Source organism: Actinomadura sp. NPDC049382 (genome assembly GCF_040677125.1).
Taxonomy (GTDB): Bacteria; Actinomycetota; Actinomycetes; order Streptosporangiales; family Streptosporangiaceae; genus Spirillospora; species Spirillospora geliboluensis.
This window is the reverse complement of record NZ_JBFARO010000001.1, coordinates 250,643-266,890: the sequence shown is the minus strand read 5'-3', so window position 1 is coordinate 266,890 and position 16,248 is coordinate 250,643. Positions and strand designations below refer to the sequence as shown.

General features: G+C 72.6%; 16 protein-coding genes and 1 pseudogene. 14 read left to right on the top strand and 3 right to left on the bottom strand.

Annotated features, from left to right (window positions below):
• The 4 genes and pseudogenes from AB0K34_RS01315 to AB0K34_RS01300 form a co-directional block, all read left to right on the top strand.
• Positions 1-688 (top strand): annotated as a pseudogene (locus tag AB0K34_RS01315) (hypothetical protein); the annotation flags it as partial.
• A gap of 5 nt (positions 689-693) precedes the next feature.
• A complete protein-coding gene (locus AB0K34_RS01310) occupies positions 694-1,380 on the top strand; it encodes an FHA domain-containing protein (RefSeq protein ID WP_301173736.1) in 687 nt (228 codons plus the stop codon).
• The gene (locus AB0K34_RS01305; RefSeq protein WP_364544450.1) at positions 1,377-2,906 is read left to right on the top strand and encodes a hypothetical protein; all 1,530 of its coding nucleotides are present in this window, start codon (positions 1,377-1,379) and stop codon (positions 2,904-2,906) included. Before AB0K34_RS01310 ends, AB0K34_RS01305 begins: the two co-directional genes overlap by 4 nt.
• Positions 2,907-2,926: 20 nt before the next feature.
• Positions 2,927-3,757, top strand: a complete 831-nt coding sequence (locus AB0K34_RS01300; protein WP_301173738.1) for a glutamate ABC transporter substrate-binding protein — start codon at positions 2,927-2,929, stop codon at positions 3,755-3,757.
• Positions 3,758-3,778: 21 nt separating this feature from the next.
• Here AB0K34_RS01300 and AB0K34_RS01295 read toward each other — a convergent pair whose 3' ends face one another.
• Positions 3,779-4,132 carry an STAS domain-containing protein gene (locus AB0K34_RS01295; RefSeq protein ID WP_138636170.1) on the bottom strand — a complete coding sequence of 118 codons (354 nt, stop codon included), beginning with the start codon at positions 4,130-4,132 and terminating at the stop codon, positions 3,779-3,781.
• A 428-nt stretch (positions 4,133-4,560) separates the two neighbouring features.
• Here AB0K34_RS01295 and AB0K34_RS01290 point away from each other — a divergent pair, with 428 nt between their 5' ends.
• The 7 genes from AB0K34_RS01290 (at position 4,561) to hisC (ending at position 9,966) form a co-directional block, all read left to right on the top strand.
• On the top strand, positions 4,561-5,232 hold the full coding sequence (locus AB0K34_RS01290) for a lysophospholipid acyltransferase family protein (protein ID WP_171068965.1): 672 nt from the start codon (positions 4,561-4,563) through the stop codon (positions 5,230-5,232).
• A 53-nt stretch (positions 5,233-5,285) separates the two neighbouring features.
• Entirely contained in the window at positions 5,286-5,981 is a 696-nt protein-coding gene (locus tag AB0K34_RS01285; protein ID WP_364544446.1) for a hypothetical protein, read from the top strand.
• Between the two features lie 90 nt (positions 5,982-6,071).
• Positions 6,072-6,275: a hypothetical protein gene (locus tag AB0K34_RS01280; protein ID WP_138636168.1), complete on the top strand. Its 204-nt coding sequence runs from the start codon at positions 6,072-6,074 to the stop codon at positions 6,273-6,275.
• Positions 6,276-6,423: 148 nt separating this feature from the next.
• Positions 6,424-7,761: a flotillin family protein gene (locus AB0K34_RS01275; RefSeq protein ID WP_301173741.1), complete on the top strand. Its 1,338-nt coding sequence runs from the start codon at positions 6,424-6,426 to the stop codon at positions 7,759-7,761.
• An 85-nt stretch (positions 7,762-7,846) separates the two neighbouring features.
• A complete protein-coding gene (locus tag AB0K34_RS01270; RefSeq protein WP_301173742.1) occupies positions 7,847-8,521 on the top strand; it encodes an NUDIX domain-containing protein in 675 nt (224 codons plus the stop codon).
• Positions 8,522-8,571: 50 nt separating this feature from the next.
• Entirely contained in the window at positions 8,572-8,847 is a 276-nt protein-coding gene (locus AB0K34_RS01265; protein WP_089328706.1) for a DUF6401 family natural product biosynthesis protein, read from the top strand.
• A 39-nt stretch (positions 8,848-8,886) separates the two neighbouring features.
• Positions 8,887-9,966 carry a histidinol-phosphate transaminase gene (gene hisC, locus AB0K34_RS01260; protein WP_138636165.1) on the top strand — a complete coding sequence of 360 codons (1,080 nt, stop codon included), beginning with the start codon at positions 8,887-8,889 and terminating at the stop codon, positions 9,964-9,966.
• Here hisC and AB0K34_RS01255 read toward each other — a convergent pair.
• The gene (locus AB0K34_RS01255) at positions 9,963-11,366 is read right to left on the bottom strand and encodes an MFS transporter (RefSeq protein WP_364544442.1); all 1,404 of its coding nucleotides are present in this window, start codon (positions 11,364-11,366) and stop codon (positions 9,963-9,965) included. The two genes, hisC and AB0K34_RS01255, sit on opposite strands and share 4 nt — an antisense overlap.
• Positions 11,367-11,462: 96 nt before the next feature.
• Here AB0K34_RS01255 and AB0K34_RS01250 point away from each other — a divergent pair, with 96 nt between their 5' ends.
• From AB0K34_RS01250 to AB0K34_RS01240, 3 genes are all read left to right on the top strand, one after another.
• Positions 11,463-12,410: a sigma-70 family RNA polymerase sigma factor gene (locus tag AB0K34_RS01250; RefSeq protein ID WP_364544440.1), complete on the top strand. Its 948-nt coding sequence runs from the start codon at positions 11,463-11,465 to the stop codon at positions 12,408-12,410.
• A gap of 126 nt (positions 12,411-12,536) precedes the next feature.
• Positions 12,537-13,010 (top strand): MarR family transcriptional regulator, encoded by a 474-nt coding sequence (locus tag AB0K34_RS01245; RefSeq protein ID WP_205719207.1) that lies wholly within the window; start codon positions 12,537-12,539, stop codon positions 13,008-13,010.
• A 249-nt stretch (positions 13,011-13,259) separates the two neighbouring features.
• Entirely contained in the window at positions 13,260-14,174 is a 915-nt protein-coding gene (locus AB0K34_RS01240; protein ID WP_364544437.1) for an LLM class flavin-dependent oxidoreductase, read from the top strand.
• 61 nt (positions 14,175-14,235) lie between these two features.
• Here AB0K34_RS01240 and AB0K34_RS01235 read toward each other — a convergent pair whose 3' ends face one another.
• A complete protein-coding gene (locus AB0K34_RS01235; protein ID WP_138636161.1) occupies positions 14,236-15,564 on the bottom strand; it encodes a transcriptional regulator in 1,329 nt (442 codons plus the stop codon).
• Positions 15,565-16,248 lie beyond the last annotated feature (684 nt).

The window sequence follows — 16,248 nt, the reverse complement described above, 5'->3', positions numbered from 1 at the left end:
CCTGGACGTCCCCGACCCCGCCGACCTGGAGGCCGACTTCCTGGCGATGACGCGGGCCGCGATGGGCAAGGAGGTCGCCGACGTCGCGCTGCGGGTGTGGACGCCGCAGCAGGCGCGGCTGCGGTTCGTCAAGCAGATGGTCCCGGCCGTGGAGGACCTGACCGACCGCCGGGTGGACTCGGGCGCGCAGACGGGCGACTACCCGCTCGGCGCGTGGGGGAGCGAGGCCCGCGAGTACCACCTGTGCGTCGAGGTGCAGCCCGGCGACGTCGGGCGGCAGATGCGGGCTGCATGGGTGAAGCTCCTCGCGGCCGACCAGGTCCTCGGGTCCGGGAACGTCCTCGCCGAGTGGACGGACGACGAGGCCCGCTCGACGTCGATCAACCGGCGGGTCGCGCACCACACCGGGCAGTCGGAGCTCGCGGAGGCGATCCAGGAGGGCCTGGAGGCGCGGCGCCGCGGCGACGAGGACACCGCGACCGCCCGGCTCGGCCGCGCGGTGGTGCTGGCGCGGGAGGTCGGCAACGAGCAGATCTCCGGCCTGCTCGACCGGGTCGTGGATGTGGTGGACGAGGCGTCCGGCACGGTCCGGCTGAAGCGGGACGTGGCGAAGGCGGATGAGATGTCGCTCGACACCCGTTCCGTCCGGACCGTCCGCACCCGGCACGGCGACGAGGCGGGAGGCTGAGGCCCATGCCGGTCTGCCCGAACGGGCACACGTCCGCGGACGGTCGGTACTGCGACGTCTGCGGCGACGCCATCGCCGCCCCGCGGTCCGCCGAGCCGGCCGAGCCGCCGGTGTGCCCGCACTGCGGGACGCCGCGCTCGGGCCGCTTCTGCGAGGCCGACGGCTACGACTTCGACACCGGCACCCTCTACACGGTCGAGCTGTCGATCGACCGCGCGGCGCGGGCGGTGCCGCTGGTGCCGCAGCCGCGCACGGGCAGCGCCCCGGCCGTGGCGTCCGGCCCGGCCGCGCTGGTCGCGGCGGACCGCACGTACTTCGACGCGGTCCTCGCCGAGATGGGGCCGGACGCGGCGGGCCTGACGTTCCCGCCGTACTGCCCGGAGCGCCGCGTCCCGCTGCGCGGCGGGCAGGTCAGGATCGGGCGGCGCAGCGCGTCCCGCGGGCTCCTCCCGGAGATCGACCTGGGCACGCCGCCCGAAGACCCCGGCGTGTCGCATCTGCACGCCGTCCTGCTGGCGCAGCCGGACGGCTCCTGGAACCTCGTCGACCCCGGTTCGACGAACGGCACCACGGTGAACGGCGGGACCGAGCCGATTCCGGTGAACGTGCCGGTGCCGATGGGCGACGGCGACCGCATCCATGTGGGCGCCTGGACGACCATCACGCTGTCCCTGCAGGAGGGCCCGCCATGACGATGAGTCCCGCGCAGCCGGCGGTTCCCGCTCCCCGGACGCCCCCCGCCCCGGTGCCCCCCGCCCCGCCTCCCGCCGACGCGAAACCGCAGCGCGGCGGCCGGGTGCGGGCGTTCTTCCGGGGCGGCTGGACGCGGACGATCCCCGGCCGCGTCCGGGCCCACGCCGTGCTCTGCCTCGCCGCGCTGATCGCGCTGCTGGCCGTCCTCGCCGTCGCGATCGGGAACGCGCGCGACTCCGTCCAGACGATCGGGCACGACGCGGGTCCGCAGGTCGTCGCGACGGGCACGCTGTATTTCGCGCTCAGCGACATGGACGCCCAGGTGTCGAACATCCTGCTGATCGGCCGCGAGCACAACCTCGGCATCGGCTACGACGCGTCGCTGCGGACGTACGAGAAGCGCCGCGCGGACGCGCACGCTGCGGCGGTGCAGGCCGCGCAACTCGCCGGCCGCGACCCCGCGCTGAAGCTGACCGTCCAGGAGGTGCTGGACGGCCTCGGCCGCTACGAGTGGCTGGTCGGCCGGGCGATGCAGCTCGACGCGCAGTCGAACCACGCGCCGGGGGAGCTGCCGCCCCAGGTCATCGACGCCTACCGCGAGGCGAGCGACCTGATGAAGCTGCAACTGCTCCCGAAGGCGTACAACATCACGCTCGACAGCGGCGCGCACGTCCGGCAGTCGTACGAGACGAAGCGGTCGGCGGTGCTCGCGGGCCGTACCTGGGTCGCCGTCACCGGGCTGCTCGTCCTGCTGCTCCTGATCGCGACGCAGCTGTACCTGGCCCGGACGTTCCGCCGCGTGCTGAACCCGGCGCTGGTGCTGGCGACGCTCGGCGCGATCGCCCTCACGACCGTCGGCGCGGGCCTGCTGACGGCGCACGCGGGCCACATCAAGAAGGCCAAGGAGGACGGGTTCGACTCCATCCTCCAGCTGTCGCGGGCGCGGGCGATCAGCCACAGCGCGTTCGCCGACGAGAGCCGCTACCTGCTCGACCCGGGCCGCGCCGACACCTACGAGCAGACCTACCTCGACAAGTCGCTGGCGGTGATCTACCCGGACCTCGGCGACAAGCCGGTGAACCTGGAGAACTACTACGCGGGCCTGGAGCAGAAGGTCGCCCCGTACAAGGCGGGGCAGGGCGCCGTCCCGTTCCTCGGCTTCTTCGGGGACGAGGCGCGCACGACCGACAGGGGCCGTGAGGCGGACACGCTGGCGAAGACGCTGGCGGCGTACCGGGTCGTCCAGCGCAACGACGCGGAGATGCGGCGGCTCGCGGCGTCCGGGAACCGGGCCGGGGCCATCGACCTGCGGATGGGGCGCACGTCCAACGCCATCCGCGACTTCGGCGCCTACGACGCGGCGCTCAGCGCGCTGACGGCCGTCCACCAGGACGCCTTCGACGAGGCGATCGAGGACGCCGACGGCGGGCTGCGCGGCTGGAACGCCGTCCCGCCCGCCGGCGCCGCCGCCATCGCCCTGCTGGTGCTCGCGGGGATCCGTCCCCGGCTGGCCGAGTTCCGCTGACCGGAGGAGAGCAGCAGACCATGCGCGCCACCACCACTACCGCCCGGGCCGCGGCCGCCGCCGTGCTGGCCGCCTCGGTGCTCGCGGGCTGCGGCCTCGGCGGCGCCGAGAAGGAGTCCGTGGCCGGCAAGGACTCGCTGGTCATCGGCGTGAAGGAGGACCAGCCCGCGCTCGGCGTCAAGCGCCCGGACGGGACGTACGAGGGCTTCGACGTCGACGTCGCCACCTACATCGCGGGCCGGCTCGGCGTCCCGAAGAGCCGCATCACGTGGCGGACGACGAACTCGTCCGTCCGCGAGGAGGCGCTCGCCAAGGGCACCGTCGACATGATCGTCGCGACCTACTCGATCACGCCGAAGCGCAAGATGAAGGTCACCTTCGGGGGCCCCTACTACGTCGCCCACCAGGACACCTTCGTCCGCGCCGACGCCGCCGCGATCCGCGACGTCCGCGACCTGAAGGACAAGCGGATCTGCGAGGTGACCGGCTCCAACTCCTGGCGCCGCGTCATCGAGGAGCGCAAGGTCGCCGCGAAGCCGGTCACCGTGGACACCTACGGCGCGTGCATGGACGCCCTCGCCGCCGGCCGGCTCGACGCCGTGTCGACCGACGACCTGATCCTCGCCGGGTTCGCCGCCGGCCGCCCCGGCCGCATGATCAACGCGCCGTTCACCGACGAGAAGTACGGCGTCGGCCTCAAGAAGGGCGACCTGAAGGGCTGCGAGGAGGTCAACCGGGCCATCACCGCGATGTACCAGGACGGCACCGCCGAGCGCCTGCTCAAGAAGTGGTTCGGCGAGTCGGGGCTGAAGCTGACGACGAGCGTCCCGCAGTTCGAGGGCTGCACCTGACCGCCGCCGGGCCCCCGCGTGTCAGGGGGTGGTGGTGGACGGGAACGAGACGATCGCCTCGCGCAGCGTGTCGTAGATCGGGATGAACTTGTCGATCCCGGTGATGCGGAAGACCCGCTGGACGCGCGGCGGCAGCGCCACCAGCGCGATGTGGGAGCCGCGCTCGATCGCGCGGCGGTTGGCGGCGACGAGCGCGTTCAGGCCCGTCGAGTCGCAGAAGGTCACCTCGCGCATGTCGACGGCCATCGGCTCGCCCGTCTCGACCACCTCGAAGAGGGCCTCCTCGAAGCGCGTCCGGGACACCACGTCGATGTCGCCCTGCACGCGGACGACGGTGCAGCGGTCGTCGCGCATCAGGCTGATGTCGAAGTCCATGGTCACCTCACGCCCCACTCCGGTGGTACCCGGCCATCTCAGGTGACTCCTCAGGATCGCGCACCCGTGCCCGCATTCCAAGCTCTCACCGGGAATGGGGACCGGGCCCGCCGCCCGCGTCCCGGACCGTAACGCCGTACCGGACCGTAACGCCGTACCGGACGCCCCTGCCGGTCCCACGTCCAGACTCTACCCGACATGCCGTCCGGGGCGTCCGGATGCGTCCGGGGTCATCCGGGAAACGGAGGCAATAACTTACTCAAGAGAAACTTACTGAAGGGTAAGAATGGCCCGGCAATCCCGTCCGCAGCCCGTTTGACCTGGGCTTTGGCCATTTCTTACCCGCCTCCTGGCGGGAAAGACGGACGCTGACTCGGGCTCGGATCGGCGCAGAGGTTACAGTGGCGGTGGCGAATTCGGGAGGCTTGGTGTTCTACACGTTCATGACGCGGGTCGTACGCCCGATCCTCTGGCTGCTTTTCCGGCCCCGGGTGATCGGCGGCGAGAACGTGCCGAGCTACGGGCCGCTGATCGTGGCGAGCAACCACCTGTCGTTCATCGACAGCTTCATCATCCCGCTCGCGGTGCCGCGGCCGGTCACCTACATCGCCAAGGCCGACTACTTCGAGGGCGGCGGGCTGAAGAAGGGCTTCGTCCGCTGGTTCCTCACCAACCTCGGGCACGTCCCGGTCCGGCGCGGCGCCCGCCGCGCCGCGATGGGCGCCCTGGAGCAGGCCGCCGAGGTCCTCGACAACGCCGGCGCGTTCGCGATCTACCCGGAGGGCACCCGCTCCCCGGACGGCCGCCTCTACCGCGGCCGGACGGGCGTCGGCTGGCTCGTCCTGGAGTCCGGCGCCCGCGTCCTGCCGGTCGCGCTGGAGGGCACCGAGAAGATCCAGCCCATCGGCGCCGGGTTCCCGCGCGTCTTCGGCCCCCGCCCCACCGTGCGGATCGGCCCCCCGATGGACTTCTCCCACTACCGCGACCTGCCGCCCGCCAAGGCCCGCCGCGCCATCACCGACGAGATCGTCGAGACCATCCAGAAGATGTCCGGCCAGGACTACGCCGCCGAGTACAACGACCGGGCCGAACAAAGCTGACCGCGCGCGTGTCGGCGGCGGAGCCGGGCGGGTTCGGGCCGTAATGTCGCGGGATGGCGCAGAGGAGTCTGGCGATCGTGCTGGCCGCCGTGTCCGCCGCCGCGGTCGCGTGCGGGAACGGCGGGGAGCGGGCGCGGGAGGTCGGCGGCACCGCGCGGGCCGAGGTCGCGGGCATCGGATTCACCTCCGACCAGCTCGCGCAGGCGCTGCTCGGCGAGGCCCCCGGCTACCGGCGGGCCGGTGAGCCCGACTCCGGCGAGTACGGGTCGCTGAAGGCGATCCAGAACGCCGCCAGGCTGCAGCGCGAGGCGACCCTGGACAAGCCCCGCTGCGGGACGGCGCGTCCCGGCGGCACCGTGGCGAGCGACGTCCCGGCCGCCCTCGTCTCCTTCACCGGCACCGCCGGGCAGACCGCCACCGAGACGCTGATGGGGATGTCCGCCGCCGACGCCGAGAAGCAGGTCAACGCGCGCGTCCCGTCCGGCTGCCTGCGGTTCCGCACGAAGGTCGGCTCGCAGTGGGCCGAGCACCGCGTGGTGGAGACGCCGAAGGGCGAGATCGGGGAGGGTTCGCGCACCGTCGGGGTCACCACGACCGGCGGCGACGCCCGGGCCCGCACCTGGTACGTGGTGTTCCGCGGCCGCCACTACCTCGCCACCGTGTCGGTGTTCGGCCCGAACGCCACCCGCGAGGACGCCGAGCGGCTCGCCCGCGAGGCGCACGAACAGGCCGAGCGCGTGCTGCCGTGAGTCACGCGGCTCGCCGTCGGTCTCGCCGAGCGGATACGGTTCGGCTTACACGGGGCGGACGCCCCGGGCTCGTTCCCAGCGGGGGTGTGCTTGATCGGTAAGGAGGGCCGGGTCACCGGCCGGATCGGTCCGGGGCTCGTCGGCGAGGTCATGATCCCCATCCGCGGCGGGGTCGAGGCGTTCTACGCGCACCCCGTGGACCCGCGCGAGGAGATCGGCGTCGGGTCGATCATCGTCGTGGTCGAGTACCACCCGCCCCGGACGGTGTACGTGGCGCCCGCGCTGCCCCAGTGACGCCGGCGCGGCGACCCCCCGGTGGCCGCCCCGCCGCACGGTGGCCCGATGAGGCCACCACCGGGGAGAACCGAACGCGCCGCCCGCGCGTCTGAGGGGAAACGCGGAGGGCCCTGCCCGCCGCACCGACATCTGAAGAGGAGGCCGCATGCCCGTGCTCGCCGTGGCGATCGGCGTCGTCGTCGCCATCATCGTGTTGATCATCTTGTTCAAGATGGTCTGGCGGGTCGCCGAGCCGAACGAGGCTCTGATCATCTCCGGGCTCGGCGCCAAGTCCAAGCCGCTCGACGGCGTGGACAGCCTCGGATTCAAGATCGTGACCGGTAAGGGGACGTCCGTCCTGCCCGGCTTCCAGGTCGCCCGGCGGCTGCGGCTCGACAGCCGCGCCGCCAACCTCGAAGTGAACTGCGTGACGCAGCAGGGCATCCCGGTCAAGGTGCGCGGCGTGGTCATCTACAAGGTCGGCGACGACCTGGTCTCGATCGCCAACGCGGCGCGGCGCTTCCTGGAGCAGCAGGCGTCCATGGACGGCGCGATCCACGAGCTGTTCACCGGCCACCTGCGCTCCATCATCGGCAACCTGACCGTCGAGGACCTCATCCTCAACCGGGAGCGGCTCACCAGCGAGACGCGCAGCTCCGCCGCCGACGAGATGAGCAAGCTGGGCCTGGTCGTCGACTCCCTGCAGATACAGGAGATCGACGACGAGACCGACTACATCACCAACCTGGGCCGCCCGCACGCCGCGAAGGTCGCCGCCGCGGCCCGCATCGCCGAGGCCGAGCGCAACCAGGAGGCCACCGAGCGGGAGCAGGAGACCGAGCGGCAGAACGCCGCCGTCATCCGCGACACCGAGATCAAGAAGGCCGAGTACGAGGGCCAGGTGCAGCAGGCCGCGCAGCAGGCCCGGCAGGAGGTCATCCTCAAGGAGACCCGCAACGCCGAGCTGGAGGCCGAGCGCACCGAGAAGCGGCTGGAGAGCGAGATCCGCAAGCCGGCCGACGCCCGCGCGTACGAGCAGGTGAAGCTGGCCGAGGCCGAGCGCGAGGAGCGCATCGCCCAGGCGCAGGCCGCCGCGACGGAGATCCAGCTGCGCGCGCAGCGCGAGGCGGAGGCGACCCGCATCCTCGGTGAGGCCGAGGCGGACGCGACCCGGCAGAAGGGTCTCGCCGAGGCCGAGGCGATCAAGGCCCGCGCGCTGGCGCTGGCGGAGAACACCGACGCCGTCATCGCGCAGCAGCTCGCCGAGCAGTGGCCGCAGATCGTCGAGGCCGGCGCGGGCGTGTTCGGCAACGTCGACAACATGGTCGTGCTGAACGGCGCCGAGGGCATCGAGGACATGCTCGCCAAGGCCCTGACGCTCGGCGGCACCGGCCTCGGGGTGGCGCGGCAGCTGCTCGCCAACCTGAACGCCCAGCCCGCCGCCAACGGCCACAACGGCCCGGCCCCGGCCGTCCCGGCCGTAGAGGTCCCCAAGGAAGACTGACACCGTCCCCCCGACACCGCTGAAGGCCCGGCACCGCCGGGCCTTCTTGGCGTTAGGGGACGTCCACTGACGCTAAGTTCGAAGCATGTCCGTGCCCCGGCTCGCCGTCTCCGTCGATCTTGTCGTGCTCACCGTGCGGGAGCAGCGCCTGTGCGCGCTGATGTGGCGGCGCGACCGGGCGCCCTATGACGGAGCGTGGTCGCTCCCCGGCGGGTTCATCCAGCTGGACGAGGACCTGCCGGTCGCCGCGTCCCGGCTGATGGCGGAGCGGGCCGGCCTCGCGGACGTGCGCATCCACCTGGAGCAGCTCGCCACCTACGGCTACCCCGACCGCGACCCCCGGCAGCGGGTCGTGAGCGTCGCCTACCTGGGGCTGGCGCCCGACCTGCCCGCCTCCAGCCGGGCCCAGGTGCTGTGGACGGCCGTGGACGAGCTCGTCCACCACGACCGGGCCGCGTTCGACCACCGGCGGATCCTCTGCGACGGGATGGAGCGGGCGCGCGCGAAGCTGGAGTACACCTCGCTCGCCGCCGCGTTCTGCCCGCCCGAGTTCACCGTCGCCGAGCTGCGCCGCGTCTACGAGATCGTGTGGGGCACCAGCCTCGACCCGCGGAACTTCCACCGGAAGGTCACCGGCGCCGACCGGTTCCTCATCCCCACCGACCGGACCACGACGCGCGACGGCGGCCGCCCCGCCCGGCTGTACCGCCGCGGCGACGCCCGGCAGCTCCGCCCGCCGATGCTGCGCCCGCGGGCTTGACCTGGGGCGACGTCGCACCCACCGGGGGGCGGTTGCTATTTTCGGCTGCTGTGAACGGTGACGAAGCGCTCGGCCTGCTCGTCCGCGACATCGGGGACGCCGGCGTCGAGGAGATGGCCGGCTCCCCGGGCCTCGCGGCCGCCGTCGACCAGCATGTGGCCGCGCTCCGCGACGAGCTGGGCGCCCCGGGCCCGGACGAGCTGATGGGCTACCTGACGGAGTTCGCGGAGGACGCCTTCAACCGGGGCTGGTGGCCGCACGACCCCGGCGACTGGGAGTTCGTCCGGATCGTGGCCGTTTGCTGGATGATGAGGGACGCTGCGTAGGCTGAGGGTCATCACCCCTGTGCAATCTGGAGGACAACGGTGTCCGAGGCAACCACTCCACGCTTCCGCTCCGTCCTCGACCGGTTCGTGGCTTACAAGCCCGGCAAGGTCGTGGTGTCGCCCGAGGGCCGCTCGTACAAGCTGTCGTCCAACGAGTCGCCGCACGGTCCGCTGCCGTCGGTCGTGGACGCGATCGCCGAGGCGGCCCGGAACGTCAACCGCTACCCCGACAACAACGCGACCGCGCTGACCGAGGAGATCGCCGCGTTCTGCGGCGTCCCCGCCGACCACGTCGCGGTCGGCTGCGGCTCGGTCGGGATGACGCAGATGCTGCTGGAGGCCGTCGCCGAGCCGGGCGCCGAGGTCGTGTACGCGTGGCGGTCGTTCGAGGCGTACCCCCTCCTCGTGTCGCTGTCGGGCGCGACGGGCGTCCAGGTGCCGCTGAAGGACGAGACCCACGACCTGGAGGCGATGGCCGACGCGATCACCGACCGCACCCGGCTGGTCTTCGTCTGCAACCCGAACAACCCGACGGGCACGATCGTCCGGCGCGCCCAGCTGGAGGCGTTCCTCGACCGCGTCCCCGCCGACTGCCTGGTGGTGCTGGACGAGGCGTACCGCGAGTACATCCGCGACGACGAGGTGCCGGACGGCCTCACCCTGCGCGGCGACCGCCCGAACCTCGCCGTCCTGCGCACGTTCTCCAAGGCGTACGGCCTCGCGGGCCTGCGCATCGGCTACCTCGTCGCGCACCCGGACGTGGCGGGCGCGATCCGCAAGACGTTCCTGCCGTTCAGCGTGAACTCCGTCGCCCAGGCCGCCGGCATCGCGTCCCTGAAGGCCACCGACGAGCTGATGGAGCGCGTCGAGGGCACGGTGAAGGAGCGCGACCGCGTCCGCGGCGCCCTGCTCGCCGACGGCTGGACGGTCCCGCCGACCGAGGCGAACTTCGTCTGGCTGCGCCTCGGCGACCGGACGATGGAGTTCTCCGACGCCTGCGACGCCCACGGGGTGAGCGTCCGCCCGTTCGCCGGCGAAGGCGCCCGGGTCTCCATCGGCTCCCCGGAGGAGAACGACGCCTTCCTGACCGTCGCCAGGGCCTTCCCCCACCGCAACTAGGGACGACCGGCCGCCGTCACCGTGCGGCGCATGGCCGGGGCGGGAGCAGCGTGGCGGCCCGGGATGGCCAGGGCCGCCACAGCACCGGCCAGCGACAGCAGACCGCTGACCGCGGTCGCCGCGACGTACCCGTCGGTGAACGAGCCCGGCCCCGCGTAGCCGCCGGCCTGGCCGAACACGAGGGCCAGCACGGCGACGCCGAACACGCCGCCCAGTTGGCGTCCCGTGTTGAACACGCCGGACGCCTTGCCGATCTGGTCGGGCGCGACCGCGCTGAGCACGGCGCTCTGGGCGGCGGGCATCGCCGTGCTCACGCCCGCCCCCGCGATGAGCATGGGCGCGATCAGCTCCCAGTACGGCACCGAGGGCGTCGCGACGAGCGCGAGCCAGCCCATCCCGGCCGCCTGCAACGCCAGGCCCGCCGCGGCCAGCGGCCGGGCTCCGACCCGGTTCACCAGCCGTCCCGCCCCGGCGGCCACGAGTGAGACCGAGCCGGACCACGCGAGCAGATGCACACCGGCCGCCAGCGGTTCGTCACCGCGCCCCGTCTGGAAGTACTGCGCGGCGAAGAACAGCGAGCCGTACAGCGAGGCGTACAGGAAGAGCCCGGCGGCGTTGCCCGCCGCGAACCCGCGCAGGCGGAACAGCCCCAACGGCACCATCGGCTGCGCGGCGGCCCGCTGCCAGACCACGAAACCGACGCCGCAGACCACACCCGCGGCCAGCGACCCGGCCACCTCGACGCTGCCCCATCCGGCGGCCTGCGCGCGGACCAGCCCCCACACGAGCCCGAGCGCGGCGCCGCTGACCAGCAGCAGCCCGGCCGCGTCCACCCGGGCCGCGCCGCCGCGGCTCTCCGGGATCCGGCGCAGCGCCAGCGGGACGACGACCAGGCCGATCGGCAGGTTCAGCCAGAAGATCCACTGCCAGGCGAGGCCCTCGGTGACGGCGCCGCCCACCACCGGCCCGGCGACGACCGCGAGCCCGGTGAGCCCGGCGAAGAGCCCGAGCGCCTGCGGCCGGTCCCTCGGCGGATAGGCGGCGCTGAGCAGCGACATCGCCAGCGGCATCACCAGGGCCGCGCCGGCGCCCTGCACCGCCCGCGCGCCGATCAGCCAGCCGACGCCCGGCGCCAGCGCGCACGCCACCGAGGCCGCGGTGAACAGCCCCAGCCCGAGCGTGAACACCCGCCGCCGTCCGAACCGGTCGCCCAGCACGGCGCCGGTCATCAGCAGGACGGCGAAACTCAGGCTGTAGGCGTTCACCGTCCATTCGAGCTCTTCGATCGAGGTGCCGAGATCCAGCCGGATCCGGCTCAGTGCCGTCGCCACCACGGTGCCGTCCAGCGCCACCATCACGGAGGCCGCCGAGGCGAGCCCCAGAACCCATCTTCTGTCCATGTCCGTACCGACCGGCGGCGCGGCGGAATCGGCCGGGCACGACCCGACGAATACGCCCCCGCACGGGTGTCCGTACAAGCGAGGGAGGCGTATCACATGACCATGGTCGAACAGCCGCATGACGAGTTCGCGCGCCTGACCGAGCCGTTCCGGCGCGAACTCCTGACGCACTGCTACCGGATGCTGGGGTCCGTGCAGGACGCCGAGGACCTCGTCCAGGAGACCTACCTGCGGGCCTGGCGCTCGTACCGCGACTTCGAGGGACGCGCCTCGATGCGCACCTGGCTCTACAAGATCGCGACCAACGCCTGCCTCAACGCGCTGCGGCACAGCAGCCGCCGCGTGCTGCCGGCCGGCCTGGGCGGCCCGTCCACCGACCCGACCGCGCCCAGCCCCCGCGACACGGAGGTCCCCTGGCTGGAGCCGATCCCCGACGCGCAGGCCGACCCGGCGGCCATCGTCGCCGGACGGGCCGGGCTCCGCCTGGCCCTGATCGCGGCCCTGCAACACCTGCCCGCGCAGCAGCGGACCGTCCTGATCTTGCGCGACGTACTCGCCTGGCCGGCCGAAGAGGCCGCCGACGTCCTGGGCGTCACCCCGGCGGCCGTCCACAGCGCCCTCCAACGGGCCCGCGCCCGCCTGGACCGCCTGGAACCGGCGGCAGACCAGATCGCCGAACCCGCCGAACGAGAGCAGCGCGCCCTGCTGGACCGCTACGCCGACGCCTTCGAACGCGCCGACATCGCCACGCTGACCAGGCTGCTCACCGAGGACGCGGTGTGGCAGATGCCGCCCAACCCCGCCTGGTTCGCGGGCCGCGACAACGTCATCGGGCTGCTCGCGGCCAGACTCCAGGCCAAGCGCGTCCGCCTGCTCCCGCTCCGCGCCAACGGCCAACCGGGCTTCGCGATGTACGTGGACGGAGAGGCGTTCGCCGTCCAAGTCCTCACCCTGCGCGGCCCGTCGATCGCCGCCGTGACCGCCTTCCACAACCCCGACCTTCTGGACCGCTTCGGCCTCCCACCGACAATCGCCCCTCGGTGACATGTTCAGCACCGATGACAGAGCGGCGAGCGCGGTGGCGATGTCGGCGAGCATGCCAGGCTGCGGCGCGCCTCGAGGCAGTTCGTTGCGCGAATTATCGAAGGTGCCCGGTGTTAGCCTGGCCAGGTGGCTGAGCAAGAAGATGGGCGGATCGGGGTCGTGGCCGCGCTCGTGCGGTCCTCGTTCCTGGTGAACGCTGTGTACGCCGAGTCGGGCCGGGAGTACGGGGTGACCCCCCAGCAGGGGCAGCTGCTCTGCGTGCTGATGTCGCGGTCGTACGGCATGAGCGAACTGGGTGCGATGCTGCGGCTGGCCAAGTCGAGCCTCACCGGGCTGGTGGACCGCACCGAGCGGAACGGCCTGGTCAGGCGCGAGGCGGACCCGCGGGACACGCGGGCGGTCCGGGTCGCGCTGACCGAGCGGGGCGCGGAGCTGGCCGGCGAGTTCTACGCCGAGACCTGCCGGCGGATCGACGAGCTGCCGGCGGGCCTCAGCCCGGAGGAGCGCGAGCTGCTCGCCCGCCTGCTGGGCCGGATCGTTCTCGACAATGAGGCCCCATTGGTCTTCAAGGAACCGGAAGAGGAGACGCCCACGGCCTGAGTCGAAGCCGATTTCGTGATCGCGGTCTTGTTGTTCGTAGGACGAACTGTTACGGTTCGTACTACGAACTCGAGCCTTCTTTCGTGACGTGTGCGGCCTGCGCGAGGAGTGCGAGGGCGGTGCGTCCCGTGGCGCGAAGGCGCCCTGGCTCGGCCGGACGCGGTGTTCTCGGCGCCTGGGCTGAGCACGGGCGAGCGCGCGCTTGAGGCGTAGGCGTGGTGAGGGCCCAAGTGAACGAAAGGCACGGCAATGACCGCACATGACGTTGTTTTCGGTTTCGGAGCGCACAGCACCTTCGACGATCAGCCCGCGTTGATGCGCATGGTCGAGCAGGCCGATCGGGACGGGTTGGACCTGTTCTCGCTGTCCGACCACCCCTACCTCGGTGAGCGGCTCGACGCCTACGCGTCCGTCGGCTTCCTTCTCGGACGGACGGAGCGCATCGCGGGCTTCGCCAACGTGACCAACCTGCCGACCCGGCCCGCGCCCATGCTCGCGCGGACGGTGACGTCGCTGGCCGCGCTGTCCGGAGGCCGCGTCGTCGTCGGCATGGGCGCCGGCGGCATCTGGGACCGCATCGCCGACATGGGGGTGCCGCGGCTCTCCCCGGCCGAGGCGGTGGACGCCTTCGAGGAGGCGATCGTGCTGGTCAAGAAGCTGTCCGGCGGCGGTCCGCCGGTCACCTTCGCGGGGCGCCACTACCGGGTGGACGGCATCGCGCCGGCCCCGGCGGTCGCGCCGCCGGTGTGGACGGGGTCCGTCGGCCGCAAGTCGCTGGCCGCGACGGGCCGGGCGGCCGACGGCTGGATCCCCGGCCACGCGGCGGACTGGCTGAGCGAGCGGTACCGGACGTCGCGTCCGGTCATCGACGAGGCGGCCGCGGCGGCGGGCCGCGACCCGCAGGAGATCCGCACGGTCTTCAACTTCCCCGGACGCATCACCGACCGTCCGCTGCCCGCCACCCGGGACGCCGCCGGACGCTGGATCGGCGGGTCGGCCGAGCAGTGGGCCGAGGAGTTGACCGGCGCGGTACTGGAGCACGGTGCGTCCGGCTTCATGCTCTTCTCCCCGGACGGAGGCACACCGGACGCGCCGTCCCTCGGGCGCTGGGCGGGAGAGGTCGTTCCGGCCGTGCGGGAAGCGGTCGCCAAGGAGAGGGGCTGAGCGCTCTCGCGCCGTGACGGGCTGATGGAGCGCGGGGCTGCGCTCCATCAGCCCGTCACGGTCAGGTCGTCTTGGCCGGGCCCAACTTCTCCACGATCAGGCGGTAGAGCTGGCGGGGGCGGCCCGGCTGCGGGGTGCGGTTCGGGGGGAGCGGCCAGGCCAGCCCTTCCTCGACCAGGGTGCGGAGCAGGCGGCGGGCCGTGCGGGGGGTGACGCCGAGCATCTTGCCGGCGTTCTCCGCGTCCACGATGAGGGGCTGCTCCTGGTCGCCCAGCTTGTCGGCCAGGCGGGCCAGGATCTCCAGGCCCTTCGGCTTCGCCTGCGGCTGGGTGCGCGGGGGCGTGCGCGGAGCGGGGACCAAGGCGCGGCCATCGCGGTCCAAGGCGAAGCCCTGCGCGCGCTGGGAGCTCTGGGAACGGGCCAAGGCGGCGCGGGCGTGGTTCTCGGCTTCGTGAGCCGTGCGGCCCATGCCGATGCCGACTTCTATGGCGAGGCCCAGTTCCTCACGGACGCGCTCCACGAAGGGCGGTGTGCGGAAGCCCTCGGTGGACGTCGTCACAGAGCCGCGTGTGGCGATGACCAGGTAGCTGTGGTCGTCCAAGGGCCAGACCGAGGCGTTCATGCGGTGCGCCTCTTGGAGCAGGACGCGGTGCAGCGCGAGCTTCAGCTCGTCCCGCCAGTAGCGGGGCGTGACGCGGCGGGGCGTCTCGCGGAGCGTCGGGACGTCCACCAGGACGACGACGAGCTGCGACTCTTCGAGGCGGTGGTGCGCGCCGAGGAGCGCGGCCGTCTGGAGGGAGCTGCGGATCGCGGCGCCGGTCGGGCGGACGCGGATGGTCGGGACGCCCGCCATCTCCATCCGCTCGGCGGTCGCGTGCACGCAGGTCATCGCGACGGTGGTGGCGCCGCGCCGCCACAGCCGCTCGTGGAACGCGGCGAGCGTGCCGGGGCCGGCGGCCTCCTCGCGCAGGTGCACCTGCTCGGTGCCGAGGCTGATCTCGGAGTACGCCTCCTCGACCTCGGCGCGGCCGAGCACGTCGATGCTGACCCGGGCCGGGTCGAAGCGCTCGTCGAGGGACGCCCGCAGCAGCGCGCCCTGGAGGGCGGCGCCGTTCAGCGGGACGTACGTGGCGGGCATGGTGAGCACGCCGGCCTTGCGCGCGAAGTCGTAGGGGACGGGGCTGGCGAACAGGCAGACGTCGACGCCCGACCCCAGCCGCACGACCTTGTCGGCCGCCTCCTGCTCGTCCCGGTACGCGGCGGCCACCAGCCGGCTCGGTACCGGGGTGGGGCCGTGGCCCATCAGCATGACCCGTTCGACGAGGTCGTGGGGGCCCACGACGCCGATCGTGAGATCGGGCGTGACCGACCCCGTGCGTGCCGCCGTCATCGATGATCGCTCGCTTCCGGTCCGTCCTCTCGGCGGGGGCACCGCCCCGACCACCTGTCCGCGCACGTCTCGCCCAACGGTTGACTCATGGCTTGTCGCCCCTGCCTTCTGACCCAGCACCGCGTTCCGTGCGATTCGCCTTCCCGCGGCCCCTCCCGCCTCCGCGGAGGCGGACGGAGCCGTCCCGTGGGCCCCGCCCCCAGCGGACGGGGGCCCTCTGCCTGGCAGATCGGGTCAAGGCGACGAGATGTGACGCCCAGACGCGAAATCGAATCAAGAGTGCGGCGAAAAAGTAACCTACGCGACCCCCTGGTCAGTAATTTGTCACCATTCGGGCAGTCTCGATCCAGCATCTTCGGACGTCCGAAGTTGAAAAACAAGACCCGAAATCATGGCGAAGGGCCCCTCCTGACGCTCTCATGTACAGGAGGGACCCCTGCGGTGCCGGTTTGGTTTACCTGGGGGCCGAAATACGGACGTGTCGATGTCGACGGCAGTCGAAAGACGCGTGATCCGTCCGGGCGGGTCCAGTGATCATCGCCGGTGCTTTATCACCGGATGACGAACCGGCCGGATCCGGCGCGCTTTCCGGGATTCCTCCCAGGTCAGGGCGCCGGTCCGGCGGTGCGTGCGAGAAGGGGCGGCGGCGGTGCGTAGTCGTCCGGTAACGCTTGGCTCCGGAAA

What these genes read in the sequence shown, in the direction of transcription:
- AB0K34_RS01310 (WP_301173736.1), top strand. Translation starts at nt 694, where the DNA reads ATGCCGGTCTGCCCGAACGGGCACACGTCCGCGGACGGTCGGTACTGC.
- AB0K34_RS01305 (WP_364544450.1), top strand. Translation starts at nt 1,377, where the DNA reads ATGACGATGAGTCCCGCGCAGCCGGCGGTTCCCGCTCCCCGGACGCCC.
- AB0K34_RS01300 (WP_301173738.1), top strand. Translation starts at nt 2,927, where the DNA reads ATGCGCGCCACCACCACTACCGCCCGGGCCGCGGCCGCCGCCGTGCTG.
- AB0K34_RS01295 (WP_138636170.1), bottom strand. Translation starts at nt 4,132, where the DNA reads ATGGACTTCGACATCAGCCTGATGCGCGACGACCGCTGCACCGTCGTC.
- AB0K34_RS01285 (WP_364544446.1), top strand. Translation starts at nt 5,286, where the DNA reads ATGGCGCAGAGGAGTCTGGCGATCGTGCTGGCCGCCGTGTCCGCCGCC.
- AB0K34_RS01275 (WP_301173741.1), top strand. Translation starts at nt 6,424, where the DNA reads ATGCCCGTGCTCGCCGTGGCGATCGGCGTCGTCGTCGCCATCATCGTG.
- AB0K34_RS01270 (WP_301173742.1), top strand. Translation starts at nt 7,847, where the DNA reads ATGTCCGTGCCCCGGCTCGCCGTCTCCGTCGATCTTGTCGTGCTCACC.
- AB0K34_RS01255 (WP_364544442.1), bottom strand. Translation starts at nt 11,366, where the DNA reads ATGGACAGAAGATGGGTTCTGGGGCTCGCCTCGGCGGCCTCCGTGATG.
- AB0K34_RS01250 (WP_364544440.1), top strand. Translation starts at nt 11,463, where the DNA reads ATGACCATGGTCGAACAGCCGCATGACGAGTTCGCGCGCCTGACCGAG.
- AB0K34_RS01240 (WP_364544437.1), top strand. Translation starts at nt 13,260, where the DNA reads ATGACCGCACATGACGTTGTTTTCGGTTTCGGAGCGCACAGCACCTTC.
- AB0K34_RS01235 (WP_138636161.1), bottom strand. Translation starts at nt 15,564, where the DNA reads ATGACGGCGGCACGCACGGGGTCGGTCACGCCCGATCTCACGATCGGC.